At 70.7% G+C, this 17,022-nt stretch carries 13 protein-coding genes; 10 read left to right on the forward strand and 3 right to left on the reverse strand.

Annotated features, from left to right (window positions below; all coding sequences use genetic code 11):
* The first annotated feature begins 105 nt into the window (after positions 1-105).
* Positions 106-1,140 (forward strand): class II fructose-bisphosphatase, encoded by a 1,035-nt coding sequence (glpX, locus tag AQJ64_RS13555; protein ID WP_055639042.1) that lies wholly within the window; start codon positions 106-108, stop codon positions 1,138-1,140.
* Positions 1,141-1,239: 99 nt separating this feature from the next.
* On the opposite strand, the gene AQJ64_RS13560 is transcribed toward glpX, so the two are convergent.
* Positions 1,240-1,611: a WhiB family transcriptional regulator gene (locus tag AQJ64_RS13560; RefSeq protein WP_055639043.1), complete on the reverse strand. Its 372-nt coding sequence runs from the start codon at positions 1,609-1,611 to the stop codon at positions 1,240-1,242.
* 164 nt (positions 1,612-1,775) lie between these two features.
* Entirely contained in the window at positions 1,776-2,465 is a 690-nt protein-coding gene (locus AQJ64_RS13565) for a DUF1707 SHOCT-like domain-containing protein (protein WP_055639044.1), read from the reverse strand.
* Between the two features lie 159 nt (positions 2,466-2,624).
* On the opposite strand from AQJ64_RS13565, the gene AQJ64_RS13570 reads away from it, so the two are divergent.
* The 4 genes from AQJ64_RS13570 to AQJ64_RS13585 all read left to right on the forward strand — a co-directional run bounded on the left by AQJ64_RS13570 (position 2,625) and on the right by AQJ64_RS13585 (position 9,272).
* A complete protein-coding gene (locus AQJ64_RS13570) occupies positions 2,625-4,295 on the forward strand; it encodes a fumarate hydratase (RefSeq protein ID WP_055639045.1) in 1,671 nt (556 codons plus the stop codon).
* Between the two features lie 380 nt (positions 4,296-4,675).
* Complete coding sequence (locus AQJ64_RS13575; RefSeq protein WP_055637950.1) at positions 4,676-6,079, forward strand: class II fumarate hydratase; 1,404 nt, start codon at positions 4,676-4,678, stop codon at positions 6,077-6,079.
* 72 nt (positions 6,080-6,151) lie between these two features.
* Positions 6,152-6,844, forward strand: coding sequence for a cytidylyl-2-hydroxypropylphosphonate hydrolase (gene fomD, locus AQJ64_RS13580; RefSeq protein ID WP_055637951.1), 693 nt, complete (start codon positions 6,152-6,154; stop codon positions 6,842-6,844).
* 325 nt (positions 6,845-7,169) lie between these two features.
* A complete protein-coding gene (locus tag AQJ64_RS13585) occupies positions 7,170-9,272 on the forward strand; it encodes a SpoIIE family protein phosphatase (RefSeq protein ID WP_055637952.1) in 2,103 nt (700 codons plus the stop codon).
* 63 nt (positions 9,273-9,335) lie between these two features.
* On the opposite strand, the gene AQJ64_RS13590 is transcribed toward AQJ64_RS13585, so the two are convergent.
* The gene (locus tag AQJ64_RS13590; protein WP_055633846.1) at positions 9,336-11,834 is read right to left on the reverse strand and encodes a transglycosylase domain-containing protein; all 2,499 of its coding nucleotides are present in this window, start codon (positions 11,832-11,834) and stop codon (positions 9,336-9,338) included.
* Between the two features lie 290 nt (positions 11,835-12,124).
* On the opposite strand from AQJ64_RS13590, the gene AQJ64_RS13595 reads away from it, so the two are divergent.
* From AQJ64_RS13595 to AQJ64_RS13615, 5 genes are all read left to right on the forward strand, one after another.
* Entirely contained in the window at positions 12,125-13,024 is a 900-nt protein-coding gene (locus AQJ64_RS13595) for an SPFH domain-containing protein (RefSeq protein ID WP_397800959.1), read from the forward strand.
* Positions 13,021-13,275, forward strand: a complete 255-nt coding sequence (locus AQJ64_RS13600; RefSeq protein ID WP_055633844.1) for a type II toxin-antitoxin system antitoxin — start codon at positions 13,021-13,023, stop codon at positions 13,273-13,275. Before AQJ64_RS13595 ends, AQJ64_RS13600 begins: the two co-directional genes overlap by 4 nt.
* A 165-nt stretch (positions 13,276-13,440) precedes the next feature.
* Positions 13,441-13,965 (forward strand): PadR family transcriptional regulator, encoded by a 525-nt coding sequence (locus AQJ64_RS13605; RefSeq protein WP_055633843.1) that lies wholly within the window; start codon positions 13,441-13,443, stop codon positions 13,963-13,965.
* A complete protein-coding gene (locus tag AQJ64_RS13610) occupies positions 13,962-14,651 on the forward strand; it encodes an ABC transporter ATP-binding protein (RefSeq protein WP_055633842.1) in 690 nt (229 codons plus the stop codon). Before AQJ64_RS13605 ends, AQJ64_RS13610 begins: the two co-directional genes overlap by 4 nt.
* Complete coding sequence (locus AQJ64_RS13615) at positions 14,648-16,984, forward strand: ABC transporter permease (protein ID WP_055633841.1); 2,337 nt, start codon at positions 14,648-14,650, stop codon at positions 16,982-16,984. The genes AQJ64_RS13610 and AQJ64_RS13615 overlap by 4 nt, the downstream gene beginning before the upstream one ends.
* Positions 16,985-17,022: the final 38 nt, after the last annotated feature.

The raw sequence follows: 17,022 nt of genomic DNA on the forward strand, positions 1-17,022 counted from the left end.
CGGTCCGCTCATCCGTGGGGTCCCCTGCTCATTTTGTCGGACTGACGATAGAGTCGAGGATCGAACCCTCATCCGGCCGTCGTCGTATCAGAAAGGTGCGCTCCGATGACCGAGAATCATCATCTGCCGTCCGAGCTCGATGTTCCTTCCGAGGCCCCCGACCGCAACCTCGCCCTCGAACTGGTCCGCGTGACCGAAGCCGCCGCGATGGCCGCCGGCCGCTGGGTGGGCCGCGGTGACAAGAACGGCGCCGACGGTGCCGCGGTGCGCGCGATGCGGACCCTCGTCTCGACCGTCTCGATGAACGGCGTCGTCGTCATCGGTGAGGGCGAGAAGGACGAGGCGCCGATGCTGTTCAACGGCGAGCGCGTCGGCGACGGGACCGGGCCGGAGGTGGACATCGCCGTCGACCCGATCGACGGGACCACGCTGACGGCCAAGGGCATGCCGAACGCGATCGCGGTGCTCGCGGCGACCGAGCGGGGCGCGATGTTCGACCCCTCCGCCGTGTTCTACATGGACAAACTGGTCACCGGCCCGGAGGCGGCCGAGTTCGTCGACATCAACGCCCCCGTCGAGGTCAACATCCGGCGGGTCGCCAAGGCCAAGCGGGCCACCCCGGAGGACGTCACCGTCGTCATCCTGGACCGGCCGCGGCACGAGGGCATCATCAAGGAGATCCGGGACACCGGGGCGCGCATCAAGCTGATCTCCGACGGCGATGTGGCCGGCTCGATCCTGGCGCTGCGCGAGGGCACCGGTATCGACCTGCTGCTCGGCATCGGCGGTACGCCGGAGGGCATCATCTCGGCCTGCGCGGTGAAGTGCCTGGGCGGCACCATCCAGGGCAAGCTGTGGCCCAAGGACGACGAGGAGCGGCAGCGGGCGGTCGACGCGGGGCACGATCTCGACCGGGTGCTGACGACCGAGGACCTGGTCCAGGGCGAGAACGTGTTCTTCGTCGCCACCGGGATCACGGACGGGGAGCTGCTGCGCGGGGTGCGGTACCGGTCGGAGACCGCGACGACCGACTCGATCGTGATGCGGTCGCGGTCGGGGACGGTGCGGCGGATCGACTCGGTGCACCGGCTCAGCAAGCTGCGGGCGTACAGCGCGGTCGACTTCGATCGCGCCAAGTAGCAGCCCCGCGCCCCTGAAAAGCGAGTGGTCCACCACACCGCACGTCAAGAAGTGGGCGCCCCCGGTGCGGAGGGGGCGCCCACGTCCGCGTCGGCGCGGCTAGCCCGCCTGCGCTATGCGGTCCGCCGTCCTGGCCGCCTTCTTCAGTTCCATGTCGCGGCGGCGGCGTCGGGCCAGGACGACCCGGCGTTCGGCGGCGGTGAGGCCGCCCCACACGCCGTAGGGCTCGGGCTGGAGCAGGGCGTGCTCCCGGCACTCCACCATGACGGGACAGCGGGCGCAGACCCGTTTCGCGGCCTCTTCGCGGGAGAGCCGGGCGGCGGTGGGCTCCTTGGAGGGAGCGAAGAACAGGCCGGCCTCGTCACGCCGGCACACCGCCTCGGTGTGCCAGGGAGCGTCTTGGTCGCGCGCTGGCACCCGCTGGGCCGGAACGGCGGCGACCTGCAGGGACGAATGCGGCGGTTGCAGCACGGGTCTACTCCTGACGACGGCTTCGCGAGCGAGAGACGATGCAGCAAGGCCTACCCGCTGTGCGCGCGCCTATGCACTCCGTTCCGAACCGCTGGATTCCGGGGAGTCCTGCGCGGTCGGGTGGGGTCCGAGGGCCCCTGGGGGCGCGGCGCGATTCACGACCGTCAACGGTCCAGGTGTTTGCGCAAACCCTTGTCGACCTTGCGGTGCACGCGATCGAGGATGTCCGCGACGAACCTGCCGCGTTTCGGCCGGCCCTCGATGTTGCCGAGCACCGCCCAGCCGTCGATGTAGACCACCGGGGCGTCGGGCTCGGGCGAGTCGAGGGCGTCCACCTCGAAGTTGCCGAGGACTCCGCCGCCGGTGCCGCGCAGCGACACGTTCTCCGGGACGTACACCTCGACGTTGCCGAAGACGGACCAGGCCTTGATCATGACCTGCTGGTACTCGAAGAGCGCCTCGCTGAGGTCGATCTCGACGCTGCCGAAGACCGCGTAGGCGTGGATACGGCGGCCCGCGCGCCAGCGGCCCCGGCGGCTGGCGCTGCTGAACACCGCGACCACGTTGTCGTCGGGGTCGGCGGGGATCGCGCCGCGGTCGGGCCGGCTCGGGGCGCCGCCGGGTGCCGTACGGCGGGCGTGGGCGGCGGGCAGGTCCTGTATGAAGACCTCCAGTTCACCGACCGTCTTGGCGGCCAGCACGCCCTCCACGCGCTCGGCGTGCTCGTCGGCGGTCAGCCGGCCCTCGGCCAGGGCCTCGCGCAGGATGTCGGCGACACGGTCGCGGTCGGCGTCCGACGCGCGCAGCCGGGTGGGCGGTGTGGTTGCGGCAGCGGTCTGCTTCTGAAGGTCCACGGGAACAGCGTACCCAAACACGATAGATCGCGATAGCCCCCGCTCCCTCCGGCCGAACTGAGCCCTACCTCACAAGCTCCGTGTCGGAGGCAGGTTCTACGCTGGTGGGGCCCGCCAGTGTCGGCGGGCCGCCGTCTGCAGAGTGAGGAATGGGCTGCGATGCCTGAGTTCGCGTACACCGATCTGCTCCCCATGGGAGAGGACACCACCCCGTACCGGCTGGTGACCTCCGAGGGTGTCTCCACCTTCGAGGCCGACGGGCGGACGTTCCTCAAGGTGGAGCCGGAGGCGCTGCGCAAGCTCGCCGCGGAGGCCGTCCACGACATCCAGCACTATCTGCGGCCGGCGCACCTCGCCCAGCTGCGGCGGATCATCGACGACCCCGAGGCGTCGGGCAACGACAAGTTCGTCGCGCTGGACCTGCTGAAGAACGCGAACATCGCGGCGGCGGGCGTCCTGCCGATGTGCCAGGACACGGGCACGGCGATCGTCATGGGCAAGCGCGGCCAGAACGTGCTGACCTCGGGCGGCGACGAGGAGGCCCTCAGCCGGGGCATCTACGACGCGTACACCAAGCTCAACCTGCGGTACTCGCAGATGGCCCCGCTCACCATGTGGGACGAGAAGAACACCGGCTCCAACCTGCCGGCCCAGATCGAGCTGTACGCCACCGACGGCGGCGCGTACAAGTTCCTGTTCATGGCCAAGGGCGGCGGCAGCGCCAACAAGAGCTTCCTCTACCAGGAGACGAAGGCCGTCCTCAACGAGGCCTCCATGATGAAGTTCCTGGAGGAGAAGATCCGCTCGCTGGGCACGGCCGCCTGCCCGCCGTACCACCTGGCGATCGTCGTCGGCGGTACGTCCGCGGAGTACGCGCTGAAGACCGCGAAGTACGCCTCCGCGCACTACCTGGACGAGATCCCGGCGGAGGGCTCGGAGCTCGGTCACGGCTTCCGGGACAAGGAGCTGGAGGAGAAGGTCTTCGAGCTGACGCAGAAGATCGGCATCGGCGCGCAGTTCGGCGGCAAGTACTTCTGCCACGACGTACGCGTGGTGCGGCTGCCCCGGCACGGCGCGTCCTGCCCGGTCGCCATCGCCGTGTCCTGCTCCGCCGACCGCCAGGCCGTCGCGAAGATCACCGCCGAGGGTGTCTTCCTGGAGCAGCTGGAGACCGACCCGGCGCGGTTCCTGCCGGACACGACCGACGAGCATCTCGACTCCGCCGACGAGGACGTCGTCCGCATCGACCTCAACCAGCCGATGGACGACATCCTCGCCGAGCTGACGAAGTACCCGGTGAAGACCCGGCTCTCCCTGTCCGGCCCGCTGGTCGTGGCCCGGGACATCGCGCACGCCAAGATCAAGGAGCGGCTGGACGCGGGCGAGGAGATGCCGCAGTACCTCAAGGACCACCCGGTGTACTACGCGGGCCCGGCCAAGACCCCCGAGGGCTACGCGTCCGGTTCCTTCGGCCCGACCACCGCCGGGCGGATGGACTCCTACGTCGAGCAGTTCCAGGCGGCGGGCGGCTCCAAGGTGATGCTGGCCAAGGGCAACCGCTCCCAGCAGGTCACCGACGCCTGCGGCAGTCACGGCGGCTTCTACCTCGGCTCCATCGGCGGGCCCGCCGCCCGTCTCGCCCAGGACTGCATCAAGAAGGTCGAGGTCGTCGAGTACGAGGAGCTCGGCATGGAGGCCGTCTGGAAGATCGAGGTCGAGGACTTCCCCGCCTTCGTCGTCGTCGACGACAAGGGCAACGACTTCTTCAAGGACCCGGCGCCGGCCCCGACGTTCACGTCGATCCCGGTGCGGGGGCCTGGGCTGGCGTAGTGCCGTTGGGGCGGCGGGGACGACTTCGCCCCGCCGCCCCTACCGTCCCCTCCCCAGGGGCTCCGCCCCTCCACCGCCACCGGGGCTCCGTCCCGCACCCCCGCAGAACTCGGCCCCCGCACCCCACCTGGCCACCCTCCCCGGCCCCGGCCCCGGCCCCGGCCCCGCAGAACTCCGCCCCCACACCCACCCGGCCACCCTCCCCGGCCCCCATCGGCCTGAACGGGCCTCGTCCTCAAACGCCGGACCGGCGGAGTGGTGCCGCCGGACGGGCTGGATCTCTGGGCCGGTGCCGAAGGGGGCGCCACCGGGCGCACACCTCGCCTCCGGGGGAACAGGAGGCGCGTCGGCGATGCTGTCCCCTGTGGAGGTGATCGTCGATGGCCGGCGAACAGGACAAGGGCGGGTACCGCGTAGAGCACGATTCGATGGGGGAGGTGCGGGTCCCGGCGGACGCCAAGTGGCGGGCGCAGACGCAGCGGGCCGTGGAGAACTTCCCCGTCTCCGGGCAGCGGATCGAGCGGGCGCACATCGAGGCGCTGGCGCGGATCAAGGGTGCCGCGGCGAAGGTGAACGCCGAACTCGGGGTGCTCGACAAGGACGTGGCCGGGGCGATCCAGGAGGCGGCCGCGGAGGTCGCCGAGGGAACCTGGGACGCGCACTTCCCGGTGGACGTGTTCCAGACGGGGTCCGGTACGTCGTCGAACATGAACACCAACGAGGTCATCGCCACGCTGGCGAGCGAGCGGCTCGGCCGGGACGTCCATCCCAACGATCATGTCAACGCGTCGCAGTCGTCCAACGACGTCTTCCCGTCGTCGATCCACATCGCCGCCACCGCCGCCGTCACCCGGGACCTGATCCCGGCCCTGGAGCATCTCGCCGCGGCGCTCGGCCGCAAGGCGGAGGAGTTCGCGGACGTCGTGAAGTCGGGGCGGACGCATCTGATGGACGCCACGCCCGTCACCCTGGGACAGGAGTTCGGGGGGTACGCCGCCCAGGTGCGCCACGGCGTGGAGCGGCTGCGGGCCTCCCTCCCCCGGCTCGCCGAGCTGCCCCTCGGCGGGACCGCCGTCGGGACCGGGATCAACACCCCGCCCGGCTTCTCCGCCGCCGTCATCGAGGAGGTCGCCCGGGCCACCGGACTCCCGCTGACCGAGGCCCGGGACCACTTCGAGGCACAGGGCGCCCGGGACGGGATCGTCGAGACGAGCGGGCAGCTGCGGACCGTCGCCGTCTCGCTCACGAAGATCGCCAACGATCTGCGGTGGATGGCCTCGGGACCGCGGACGGGTCTCGCGGAGATCTCGCTGCCCGACCTCCAGCCCGGGTCCTCGATCATGCCCGGCAAGGTGAACCCGGTCGTCCCGGAGGCCGTGCTGATGGTCGCCGCGCAGGTCATGGGCAACGACGCCACCGTCGCCACCGCCGGAGCGGCCGGCAACTTCGAGCTCAACGTCATGCTCCCGGTCATCGCCAAGAACGTGCTGGAGTCGATCCGGCTGCTGGCGAACGTCTCGCGACTGCTCGCCGACCGGACCGTGGACGGCATCGTCGCGCACCGCGAGCGCGCCCGCGAGTACGCCGAGTCCTCGCCGTCCGTCGTCACGCCGCTCAACAGGTACATCGGCTACGAGGAGGCCGCCAAGGTCGCCAAGAAGGCTCTCGCGCAGCGCAGGACGATCCGCCAGGTCGTCCTCGAAAGCGGGTATGTGGAGCGCGGCATGCTGACGGTCGAGCAGCTCGACGAGGCCCTGGATGTCCTGCGGATGACACGCCCGTAACCTTTCCCCGCGGCGCGCAGAACCGTGACGCGCGCCGCAGCGTCGTATGCCCATGGCACCTAATATCTGTGCATGGCAGACGGTGGAGCGGTGAGACGGGTGGGAACAGGTGGTACGGCGGCGTTCTGGGCGCCCGGGGACCGGATCCTGTGGCGCTACCGGGAGAACGGTGGCCCGGGCTTCCACATCGCCCGCCCGGTCACCGTGGTCCGTGACGACGAGGAGCTGCTCGCGGTCTGGCTGGCGCCCGGGACACAGGTCGTCAAGCCCGTGCTCGCCGACGGCACCCCGCTGCACCGGGAGCCGCTGCCGACGCGCTACACCAAGCCCCGGACCGTCCAGCTCGACCGCTGGTTCGGCACCGGCGTGCTGAAACTGGCCCGGCCCGGCGAGCCCTGGTCCGTGTGGCTGTTCTGGGAGCCGGGCTGGCAGTTCAAGAACTGGTACGTCAATCTGGAGGAGCCGCTGGCCCGTTGGGGCGGCGGAGTGGACTCCGAGGATCATTTTCTGGACATCTGCGTGTACCCCGACCGCAGTTGGGGCTGGCGTGACGAGGACGAGTTCGCGCAGGCCCAGCAGGACGGGCTGATGGACGCCGCCGTCGCCGGGCGGGCGCGGGAGGCGGGCCGAGCGGCGGTGGAGGTGATCCACGCCTGGGAGGCTCCGTTCAACAAGGGCTGGCAGCACTGGCGCCCGGATCCCTCCTGGGCCGTACCGTTGCTTCCGGAGGACTGGGACCGAGTCCCGGCGCACATGTCCACATGAGACCCTTGATGCGCCCCCGGGCAGGAAACGTAGGATCGTCCTCCGCAAGACCATCGAACAGCAACTCCCGGGGCCGACACCGGGTCTGACCGAACGTCACCGAGGGGCGGCAGGACGTGAGCGAGGGGTACGAGGGCAACACCGGCGGGGCCGAAAGAACGGACGGCACCCGCTGCCAGGGCCGCGCCCGGTCCTCCGGTGACACAGGAACAGCCTCTGACCACGCGGGAATTCCGTTCCGGGGACAGGTATTCCGGGTATCGGGTTTTCTGCGGGACCAACTGTGTGCGCGCCGCGCAGCCCCGGACGGACGGATTCGACACGCGTGACGGAGCAGCCCACCAGCTACGAACGCCCCCAGGGCGTCGACCCCACGGAAGGCCGCGGGGCGCTCCTGCATACCCAGGCCCCGGACGCCTCGGACGCCTTACCTCCCGCCGCCTCCCAGGGCCGCGCGGAGGACGGCCCTGGCACCACCGCGCCGTGTGCCACCAGCGGGAAGGGCAGCAAGGGAAACAAGGGTGCCCAGGGAACGGATCCGGCCGGTTCGCAGGCCGAGCACTCACAGCCGGCGACCGGAGCCGAGCCCGACAGCCACCGGCCACGTCCGGCGCCCGAGTCCATCCCGGCCCAGCCGGGCGGTGACATGCGCTCCGAGCGTCGTACGGGGCAAGGGGTGACGCCCGGGCGGCCCACGCCGATGCGCCGGGACGGGGACCGGCTGCGTTTCATCGGTGCCGCCACCCGGCGGATCGCCCGCGGTCTGGACCTCGACGAGATCGTGATGGGGCTGTGCCGGGCCACCGTGCCGACCTTCTCCGACGCGATCCTCGTCTATCTGCGCGACCCGCTGCCGGTCGGCGACGAGCGGCCGGTGGCCGACCGCGTCATGCTGCGGCTGCGGCGTACCGACCGCATCCCGGAGGAGCGCGACACCGAGACCGGCTTCGCCGCGCTCGCCCTGCCGCCGCCGGAACCCTCCGAGCTGAGCGCCGAGTTGTCCTCCGCGATCGCCGAACTGTGCGAGGTACGGCCCGGCGGGGCGCTCGCGGAGGTGCTGCGCGGGGTGCGCCCGGTGTTCGCCGACAGTCCGGCCGCCCGTGCCGCGCTGCCCGAACTCCTGGGCGAGGACAGCACCTTGGTCGTCCCGGGCGGCCAGCGGGCCATCCTGGCCCCGCTGCGGGGCCGCCGCCGGGTCATCGGCGCGGCGGTCTTCCTGCGCCGCCCGGAGCGCTTCCCGTTCGAGAACGACGACCTGCTGGTCGCGGCGCAGCTCGCCACGCACAGCGCGCTCGGCATCGACAAGGCGGTGCTGTACGACCGTGAGGCGTACATCGCCGACGAGTTGCAGCGCACGATGCTGCCGGAGCACCTGCCCCGGCCCACGGGCGTACGGCTCGCCTCCCGCTATCTCCCCGCGGCCGAGACCGCGCGGGTGGGCGGCGACTGGTACGACGCGATCCCGCTGCCGGGCAGCCGGGTGGCGCTGGTCGTGGGCGATGTCATGGGGCACTCGATGACCTCGGCCGCGATCATGGGCCAGCTGCGGACGACCGCGCAGACCCTCGCGGGGCTGGATCTGCCGCCGCAGGAGGTGCTGCACCACCTCGACGAGCAGGCCCAGCGGCTGGGCTCCGACCGCATGGCGACCTGCCTGTACGCCGTCTACGACCCGGTGTCGCACCGCATCACCATCGCCAACGCCGGCCATCCGCCGCCGGTCCTGCTGCATCTGGGCGGCCGGGCCGAGGTGCTGCGGGTGCCGCCGGGGGCGCCGATCGGCGTGGGCGGGGTCGACTTCGAGGCGGTGGAGCTGGACGCACCGGCCGGGGCGACGCTGCTGCTGTACACCGACGGCCTGGTGGAGTCCCGGCTGCGGGACGTGGCGACCGGGATAGAGCAGCTGCGGGAGAAACTGGCCGCGACCGCTCAGCTCACGGGGCCCGATCATCCGCCGCCGCTGGAGGCCCTGTGCGACGAGGTGCTCGACATGCTCGGGCCGGGTGACCGGGACGACGACATCGCGCTGCTCGCGGCCCGCTTCGACGGGATCGCGCCGAGCGACGTGGCGTACTGGTTCCTGGAGCCGGAGGACGCGGCACCCGGCCGTGCCCGGCGGCTGGCCCGGCGGGCGTTGTCCCGGTGGGGGATGGAGGATCTGACCGACTCCGTCGAGCTGCTGGTGAGCGAGGTGGTCACGAACGCGGTGCGGTACGCCTCCCGGCCGGTCACGTTGCGACTGCTGCGGACCGACGTACTGCGCTGCGAGGTGGGGGACGATGTGCCTCAACTGCCCCGGCTGCGGCAGGCCCGGGCCACCGACGAGGGTGGGCGGGGGCTGTATCTGGTCAATCGGCTGGCTCGGCGGTGGGGGGCCACTCGGCTCAGCACCGGCAAGGTCGTGTGGTTCGAACTGAATCGGTCGTAGGCCGGCTGCGGGTCAAACGGAGAGGGCGCCCGGTGATCACCGGGCGCCCTCTCTTTCATGTGTTCACTGGCCGTCGCCGCTCAGGGGATCCGTGGGGTTCGTCGGATCCACCGTCGGTTCTCCCGTGGACGGTTCCGTTGTGGTGTTGCCCGTGGGTTCCGGGCTCGTCGGCGTGTTCGTGGGGGTGTTGTTCGGCGTCGGCTGCTGGGTCGTGGGGGTGCTCGAGGGGCTGTCCTGCGCCGTGGGAGTGGCGGAGGGGCTCGGGCTCGACGAGGCGGACGCGGTCGGGGACGGGGAGGCCGTCTGGACCGCCGCGCCCTGCTTGGTCTCCAGGTCGAACTTGGTGACCTTGGTGGAGACGCCGAAGGTGTACGCCGCCCAGATCTGCGCCGGGAAGCCACCACCGTTGACACGGCCCGCGACCGTGGTGATGCCCGTCGTCGCACCGGTCAGGCTGACCTGGGCGCCGGTCTTGGCCTTCTCGCCGAACAGGCCGACCGAGGTCACCAGGTCGGGCGTGTAGCCGGTGAACCAGGCCGACTTGTTGTTGTCGGAGGTACCCGTCTTGCCGGCCACCTTCTGGCCCTTGCGCAGCGGGTTGTCCCGTACGGACTTCTTGGCCGTACCGTCGTCGACCACACCGGTGAGCACCGAGGTGACCGAGTCGGCGGCCTCCCGGTCGATGACCTGGTCGCCGATGGGTTCGGTGTGCTTGAAGGACGGGTAGGCGCTGTTCTTCGCCTCCGCGATGATCGCCGGCGTGACCTTCTTGCCGTGGTTGTCGAGCGTGGCGTAGACGCCGGCCATCTGGAGGGGGCTCGCACCCATGGTGCCGAGGGTCTGGGCCGGCACCGCCTTCAGGTCCTTGGTGTCCATGCCGAGGTCGTCGGCGACCTTCAGCACCTTGTCCATGCCGACGTCGACACCCATCTGCGCGAAGACGGAGTTGATGGACTTGTTCAGCGCCGTCTGGACGGTGACGTCGCCGTAGTCTTGGTCGTCCTCGTTCTCCGGCGCGAAGCCGATGTCGCTGCCGACGACCGGGCGCTTGCTGGTGCCGTCGTAGAGCGTGTTGGCGGTGATCTCGTCGCCGTCCTGCGTCTTGGCGTTCTCGTCGAAGGCCGCGGCGAGGATCACCGGCTTGAAGGTGGAGGCGGGCTGGTAGTCGGTGCGGGTGGCGTTGTTGATGTAGTGCTCGGTGTAGCCCTTGCCGCCGTACATCGCCACGACAGCGCCCGTCTTCGGGTCCACCGAGACCGCGCCGGCCTGGACGTCACCGTCGACCGGGCGCTTCTTCGCGTCCAGCTTGCTGGTCAGCTGTTCCTTGACCGCCTTCTCCAGCGCCTTCTGCTTGCCCTTGTTGATGTTGAGCTTCATGTTCCAGCCGCCCTTCTTCACCAGGGCGGCGGCGGACTCGTAGTCTTCGGCGACCCCCGTGGCGACGAGCTGATTGGCCAGCTCGTTGTTGGCCGCGGCGACCAGGTAGCCGGTCTGGCCCTCCTGGCCCGGTGCGGCCTTCGGGGCCTCCGGCTCCGGGAACGTCATCTTCTCGCGCTCGGACTTGTCGAGCCAGCCCTGCTCGACCATGTTGTCGAGGACGTAGTTCCAGCGGGCCTTGACCAGCCGCTTGCCGGTGTCGGTGGCGACGGCCCAGTCGTACTGGCTCGGGGCCTGGAGGAGGGCGGCGAGGTAGGCGCCCTGCTGGACGTTCAGCTCGCTGGCGTCCTTGCGGTAGTAGCACTGGGCGGCGGCCTGGATGCCGTAGCAACCGCGGCCGTAGTAGCTGGTGTTGATGTAGCCGGCCAGGATGTAGTTCTTGTCCTTCTCCCGGTCCAGCTTCAGGGAGATGACCAGTTCCTTCAGCTTGCGCGTGACGGTCTGTTCCTGGCTCAGGTAGTAGTTCTTCACGTACTGCTGGGTGATCGTCGAACCGCCCTGCGCGCCCTTGCCCATGAGGGTGTTGAGGATGCCTCGGGTGGTGCCCTTCAGGTCGACGCCGGCGTCCGTGTAGAAGGACTTGTTCTCGGCGGCGACGAAGGTGTACCGGACCTTTTTGGGGACCTCGGCGAGATCGACGACCTCGCGGTTGACCGCGCCGTCCCGGGTCATGATCGAGCCGTCTTTGTACTCGTAGACGTTGCTCTGGAGCTCGGCGTCGGGGTTGCCCGCCGGGATCGGGGTGCTGACGTAGAGCCAGACGAGCGCTCCGATGACGGCCGTGGTCATGATCAGGAACGCGCCGAGGATCTTCTTCCAGGTGAAGATCCGGCGTATGAGGCTCTTGTCCTTCTTACCGCCCTTGCCGCCCTTGCCCCCCTTGCCGGCCTTGACTCCCCGGCCGCCCTTCTTTCCCGCGGCGGCCCTGCGCGCGGCCGCGCGGCCGCCGGGTGCGGGGCCGCCGGCGGTGTCGGGGGCCTCGGACGTCTCGGGGGCTTCGGGGGCCTCCACGGCCGATCGCGACTCGCTGCGCGACGGCGGGGCCTCTCTTCTCGACGAGCGGCTCTTGGGCGCCGCGCGACGGCCACCGCTCTGCCGCGCTCGTCTCTCGTCCGCTCGTCCCATGAGTCCGCTCGCTCCGCTTCGTACTCGGCAGTCACACCAGTGCCTGGAGGCAGGTCAGCTCAGAAAGCTAACACCGTCGGCTATGTCGAAGAGGCCTCGGTCCGGCGTTCGGAGGGGGTGAGAATCAGCACCCCGCCGGGAAACCGGCACACCACGTCACCTCGTTCGACGACTGGAACGCGCCGGGGGTTGCCATCTGCTCATTAAGTGATATCACTTAGCTAGACAAACGCTTACGCGGGCGCCGGAACGAACCGGATCACGCCTGCATGAAACGGGGGGAATCACCCATGTCCACAGAGAGTTCCTCGGTGAAGGAGTTCCCGGCCCACAGCGTGGGCGGCGGGCTCGCGCTGCTCGGCGGACTGGTCGGACTGCTGCTCGGCGGCGGGCTGATCGCCGCCGCGACCACGGTGGCCGAGACCGGCGGCAAGGCCGCGCTGATCGTCGGCGGCATCGTCATAGGCATCGCCGCGTTCCTGTCGATGTGCGGGCTGAACACGGTCGCGCCGGGCGAGGCACGCGTGGTGCAGCTCTTCGGGCGCTACCGGGGCACCATCCGGGAGGACGGGCTGCGCTGGGTGAACCCCTTCACCTCCCGCGAGAAGATCTCCACCCGGGTGCGCAACCACGAGACGGCCGTCCTGAAGGTCAACGACGCCTACGGCAACCCGATCGAACTCGCCGCGGTCGTGGTGTGGAGGGTGCAGGACACCGCGCAGGCCGTCTTCGAGGTGGACGACTTCCTGGAGTTCGTCGCCACCCAGACCGAGGCGGCGGTGCGGCACATCGCCATCGAGTACCCCTACGACTCCCACGACGAGGACGGGCTCTCGCTGCGCGGCAACGCCGAGGAGATCACCGAGAAGCTCGCGGTCGAGCTGCACGCGCGCGTGGAGGCGGCCGGTGTGCGGATCATCGAGTCCCGGTTCACGCATCTCGCGTACGCTCCCGAGATCGCCTCGGCGATGCTCCAGCGGCAGCAGGCGGGCGCGGTGGTCGCGGCGCGGCGGGAGATCGTGGACGGGGCCGTCGGGATGGTCGAGGCGGCGCTCACCCGGATCGCCGAGCAGGACATCGTGGAACTGGACGACGAGCGGAAGGCGGCGATGGTGTCCAACCTGATGGTGGTGCTGTGCGGGGACCGGGCGCCGCAGCCCGTGCTCAACACGGGGACCCTCTACCAGTGACGGTTCCCTCCGGGGGTGCGACCCCACAGGGCCGGCCGCAGCGCAAGCAGGTGCTGCTGCGGCTGGACCCCACGGTGTACGACGCGCTGGCGCGGTGGGCCGGGGACGAGCTGCGGTCCGCCAACGCGCAGATCGAGTTCCTGCTGCGCAGGGCCCTGAAGGAGGCCGGGCGGCTGCCGGGGGAGGCCGGCCCCATCCCCCGGAGGGGACGGCCCCCCGGGGGCTCCGCCCCCAGACCCCCGTCGGCCTGACGGCCCGGTCCTCCATCGCCGGACGGCCGGTCGCATCGCCGGACGGCCGGTCGACTGTAGCAGAACGGTGACAATGGGCGCCCACCTGCGGCCTCCCACCCCCCGCCACCACCTACACACTCCGCGTATACACCCCGGGTATACACCGCGTGTACAGTCCTCCCCATGTCCATCGGTCACACCCTCCTGGGACTCCTGGAGTCCGGGCCCCGCCATGGTTACGACCTGAAGCGGGCCTTCGACGAGAAGTTCGGTCACGACCGGCCGCTGCACTACGGCCAGGTCTACTCGACGATGTCGCGCCTGCTGAAGAACGGTCTCGTCGAGGTCGACGGCATCGAGGCCGGCGGCGGGCCCGAGCGCAAGCGGTACGCGATCACCGACGCCGGCGTCACCGACGTGGAGCGCTGGCTCGCCACGCCCGAGAAGCCCGAGCCGTATCTGCAGTCGACCCTCTACACGAAGGTCGTCCTCGCCCTGCTCACCGCGCGCGACGCGGCCGACATCCTCGACACCCAGCGGGCGGAGCATCTGCGCAGCATGCGCATCCTGACCGACCGCAAGCGCAAGGGCGATCTGGCGGACCAGCTGATCTGCGACCACGCCCTGTTCCATCTCGAGGCCGACCTGCGCTGGCTGGAGCTCGCCGCCGCGCGCCTCGACAAGCTGAAGGCCACGGTGACCGCATGAACGCTCCCGGGGGATCCCTGCTCGTCGCCGAGGACCTGAAAAAGGCGTACGGGCCGACCATGGCGCTGGACGGCGCCGCGTTCTCCATCCACCCCGGCGAGGTCGTCGCGGTGATGGGCCCGTCCGGGTCCGGCAAGTCGACGCTGCTGCACTGCCTCGCCGGCATCGTCACGCCCGACTCCGGCTCGATCCGGTACGACGGCCAGGAGCTCGCGACGATGAACGACGCCCGGCGCAGTCTGCTGCGGCGCACGGAGTTCGGGTTCGTGTTCCAGTTCGGCCAGTTGGTGCCGGAGCTGACCTGTGTGGAGAACGTGGCCCTGCCGCTGCGGCTGAACGGCACCTCCCGCAAGCAGGCAGAGCGCACCGCCCTCGGGTGGATGGAGCGGCTGGAGGTCGACGACCTGGCGAAGAAGCGGCCGGGTGAGGTGTCCGGCGGGCAGGGGCAGCGGGTCGCGGTGGCGCGCTCGCTCGTCACGAGCCCGCGGCTGATCTTCGCCGACGAGCCGACCGGCGCCCTGGACTCGCTCAACGGGGAGCGGGTGATGGAGCTGCTCACCGAGGCGGCCCGGTCGGCCAACGCAGCCGTGGTGCTGGTGACGCACGAGGCACGGGTGGCCGCCTACTCCGACCGCGAGATCGTCGTACGGGACGGGAAGTCGCGGGACATGGAGCGGGTCGTATGAACGTCAGGCAGTGGTCCCGGGATCTGGGCCTCGGGGTGCGGTTCGCCTTCACGGGCGGCCGGGAGGGCTGGATCCGTGCCGTGCTGACCGCGGTCGGCGTGGGGCTCGGGGTGGCGGTGCTGCTGCTGACGACCGCGATCCCCAACGCGCTCGCGGTGCGGCACGAGCGCGAGGAGGCCAGGCTGGACTACTCGTTCTCCGCCGAGGTGCCGCGCAAGGCCGACGACACGCTGCTGATCGTCGAGACCGACACCACGTTCCGCGACAAGGACGTACGCGGCCGGCTGGTGGAGCCGGAGGGGCCCGACGCCCCGCGGCCGCCCGGGGTGGACGTGTACCCGGCCCAGGGCGAGATGGTGGTCTCGCCGGCGCTGAAGAGGCTGCTCGCCTCCGGTGGTTCGGCGCTGCTGCGGGAGCGGCTGCCGTACCGGATCGTGGGGACGATCGGGGAGAGCGGGCTGATCGGCTCGCAGGAACTCGCCTACTACGCGGGCGGCTCCGGGCTGGCCGCGTACCTCGACGGCGACGGGGCGACCCGGCTGACGGCGTTCGGGAACCCGAAGCCGACGCACGAGGCCACGGACCCGGTGCTGGTCCTGCTGATCCTCGTCATGATCGTGGTGCTGCTGATGCCGGTCGCCGTGTTCATCGCCGCGGCCGTGCGGTTCGGCGGCGAGCGGCGCGACCGCAGGCTCGCGGCCCTCCGGCTGATCGGTTCCGACGGCCGGATGACCCGGCGCGTCGCGGCCGGCGAGGCGATGGCCGGCGCCCTGCTCGGCCTGGTCGCCGGCACCGGGTTCTTCCTGATCGGCCGCCAGGTGGCGGGCTCGGTCGAGGTGCTGGGCATGAGCGCCTGGCCCAGCTATCTCAACCCCTCGCCCCTGCTGGCGGCGCTGGTCGCGCTGGCGGTGCCCGCCGCCGCCGTCCTGGTCACGCTCTTCGCCCTGCGCGGGGTCGTCATCGAACCGCTCGGCGTGGTCCGCACCGCCCGGCCCGCCCGGCGCCGGCTGTGGTGGCGGCTGCTGCTGCCCGTGGGCGGTCTTGCGATGCTCTATCCGATGATCGGCCAGGGCCGCACCAACGGTGACTTCAACCAGTACCTGGTGACCGGCGGAGTGCTGCTGCTCCTGGTCGGGGTCACGGCCCTGCTGCCGTGGCTCGTGGAGACGGTCGTCGCCCGGCTCGGCTCCGGTGGAGTGGCCTGGCAACTGGCCGTACGGCGACTCCAGTTGAGCAGTGGTACGGCGGCGAGGATGGTGAACGGCATCGCGGTGGCGGTGGCCGGGGCCATCGCCCTGCAGATGCTGTTCGCCGGGGTCGACGGCGACTACACCGAGTCCACCGGACAGGATCTACGCCGCGCGCAGTTGCAGGTGACCGTGCCGGAAGGCGCCCCGCTCGACGCCACCGCCGAGAAGTTCGCCGACACCAAGGGCGTCACGAAGGTCACCGCGCTGTGGGAGGGCTACCTCGGCGACGCCTCCTGGGAGAGCGAGAACGGCCCGACCCGTACCTCCGAGCTGACCGTGGGCGACTGCGCCGCGCTGCGCGAGGTGGCGAAGCTGCCCTCGTGCAAGGACGGCGACATGTTCGTCCTCGACGGATCCGACTACGACGGCGACACCCCGGTGCTCAACAAGCCCGGCACGAAGCTGTACCTGGAGGAGCCGGGCGGGAGCCGCGACGAGAGCGTCTGGACCATCCCCGCGGGCGTCCGCGAGGTTCCCTCGGCCAAGGACCCGCGGAATCTGAAGCGTGGTGGCTTCGCGCTGACGACAGGCGCGCTGCCGAAGTCGCTCGCGGCGTCCGTCAGGGGTGAGGTGTACCTCTCGGTCGACCAGTCCGTGCCCGACGCCGACGACCACGTCCGCAACACCGCCTTCCACGTGGACCCGATGGCCAGTCTGATGACCTGGTCGGCCACCAAGCAGGACCGGAAGTACGCCTCCATCCGCAGCGGTCTGCTCATCGGCTCGGCCTGTGTGCTGCTGCTGATCGGGGCGAGCCTGCTGGTGTCGCAGCTGGAGCAGCTGCGCGACCGCCGCAAGCTGCTGTCGTCCCTGGTCGCGTTCGGCACCCGGCGGCGCACACTGGGCCTGTCGGTGCTGTGGCAGACGGCGATCCCGATCGCGCTGGGCCTGCTGCTGGCCATGGCGGTGGGGCTCACGCTGGGCGCGATCCTGCTGCGGATGACGGACACCGCGATCCGTGTGGACTGGCCGAGCGTGCTGGCGATGACCGGCTTCGGAGCGGCGGTCGTGGTGCTGGTGACGCTGCTGAGCCTGCCGCCGCTGATCCGGCTGATGCGGCCGGACGGACTGCGCACGGAGTGACACCGGTGACCCGGAACGACCTGGAGGGCCCCTCGTCG

It is taken from the genome of Streptomyces griseoruber (genome assembly GCF_001514205.1).
GTDB lineage: Bacteria > Actinomycetota > Actinomycetes > Streptomycetales > Streptomycetaceae > Streptomyces > Streptomyces griseoruber.

Bases quoted from the DNA above. Each gene is read 5' to 3' on its own strand.
- AQJ64_RS13595 (WP_397800959.1), top strand. From the start codon at position 12,125: ATGTCCACAGAGAGTTCCTCGGTGAAGGAGTTCCCGGCCCACAGCGTG.
- AQJ64_RS13575 (WP_055637950.1), top strand. From the start codon at position 4,676: ATGGCCGGCGAACAGGACAAGGGCGGGTACCGCGTAGAGCACGATTCG.
- AQJ64_RS13615 (WP_055633841.1), top strand. From the start codon at position 14,648: ATGAACGTCAGGCAGTGGTCCCGGGATCTGGGCCTCGGGGTGCGGTTC.
- AQJ64_RS13605 (WP_055633843.1), top strand. From the start codon at position 13,441: ATGTCCATCGGTCACACCCTCCTGGGACTCCTGGAGTCCGGGCCCCGC.
- glpX (WP_055639042.1), top strand. From the start codon at position 106: ATGACCGAGAATCATCATCTGCCGTCCGAGCTCGATGTTCCTTCCGAG.
- AQJ64_RS13590 (WP_055633846.1), bottom strand. From the start codon at position 11,834: ATGGGACGAGCGGACGAGAGACGAGCGCGGCAGAGCGGTGGCCGTCGC.
- AQJ64_RS13570 (WP_055639045.1), top strand. From the start codon at position 2,625: ATGCCTGAGTTCGCGTACACCGATCTGCTCCCCATGGGAGAGGACACC.
- fomD (WP_055637951.1), top strand. From the start codon at position 6,152: ATGGCAGACGGTGGAGCGGTGAGACGGGTGGGAACAGGTGGTACGGCG.
- AQJ64_RS13610 (WP_055633842.1), top strand. From the start codon at position 13,962: ATGAACGCTCCCGGGGGATCCCTGCTCGTCGCCGAGGACCTGAAAAAG.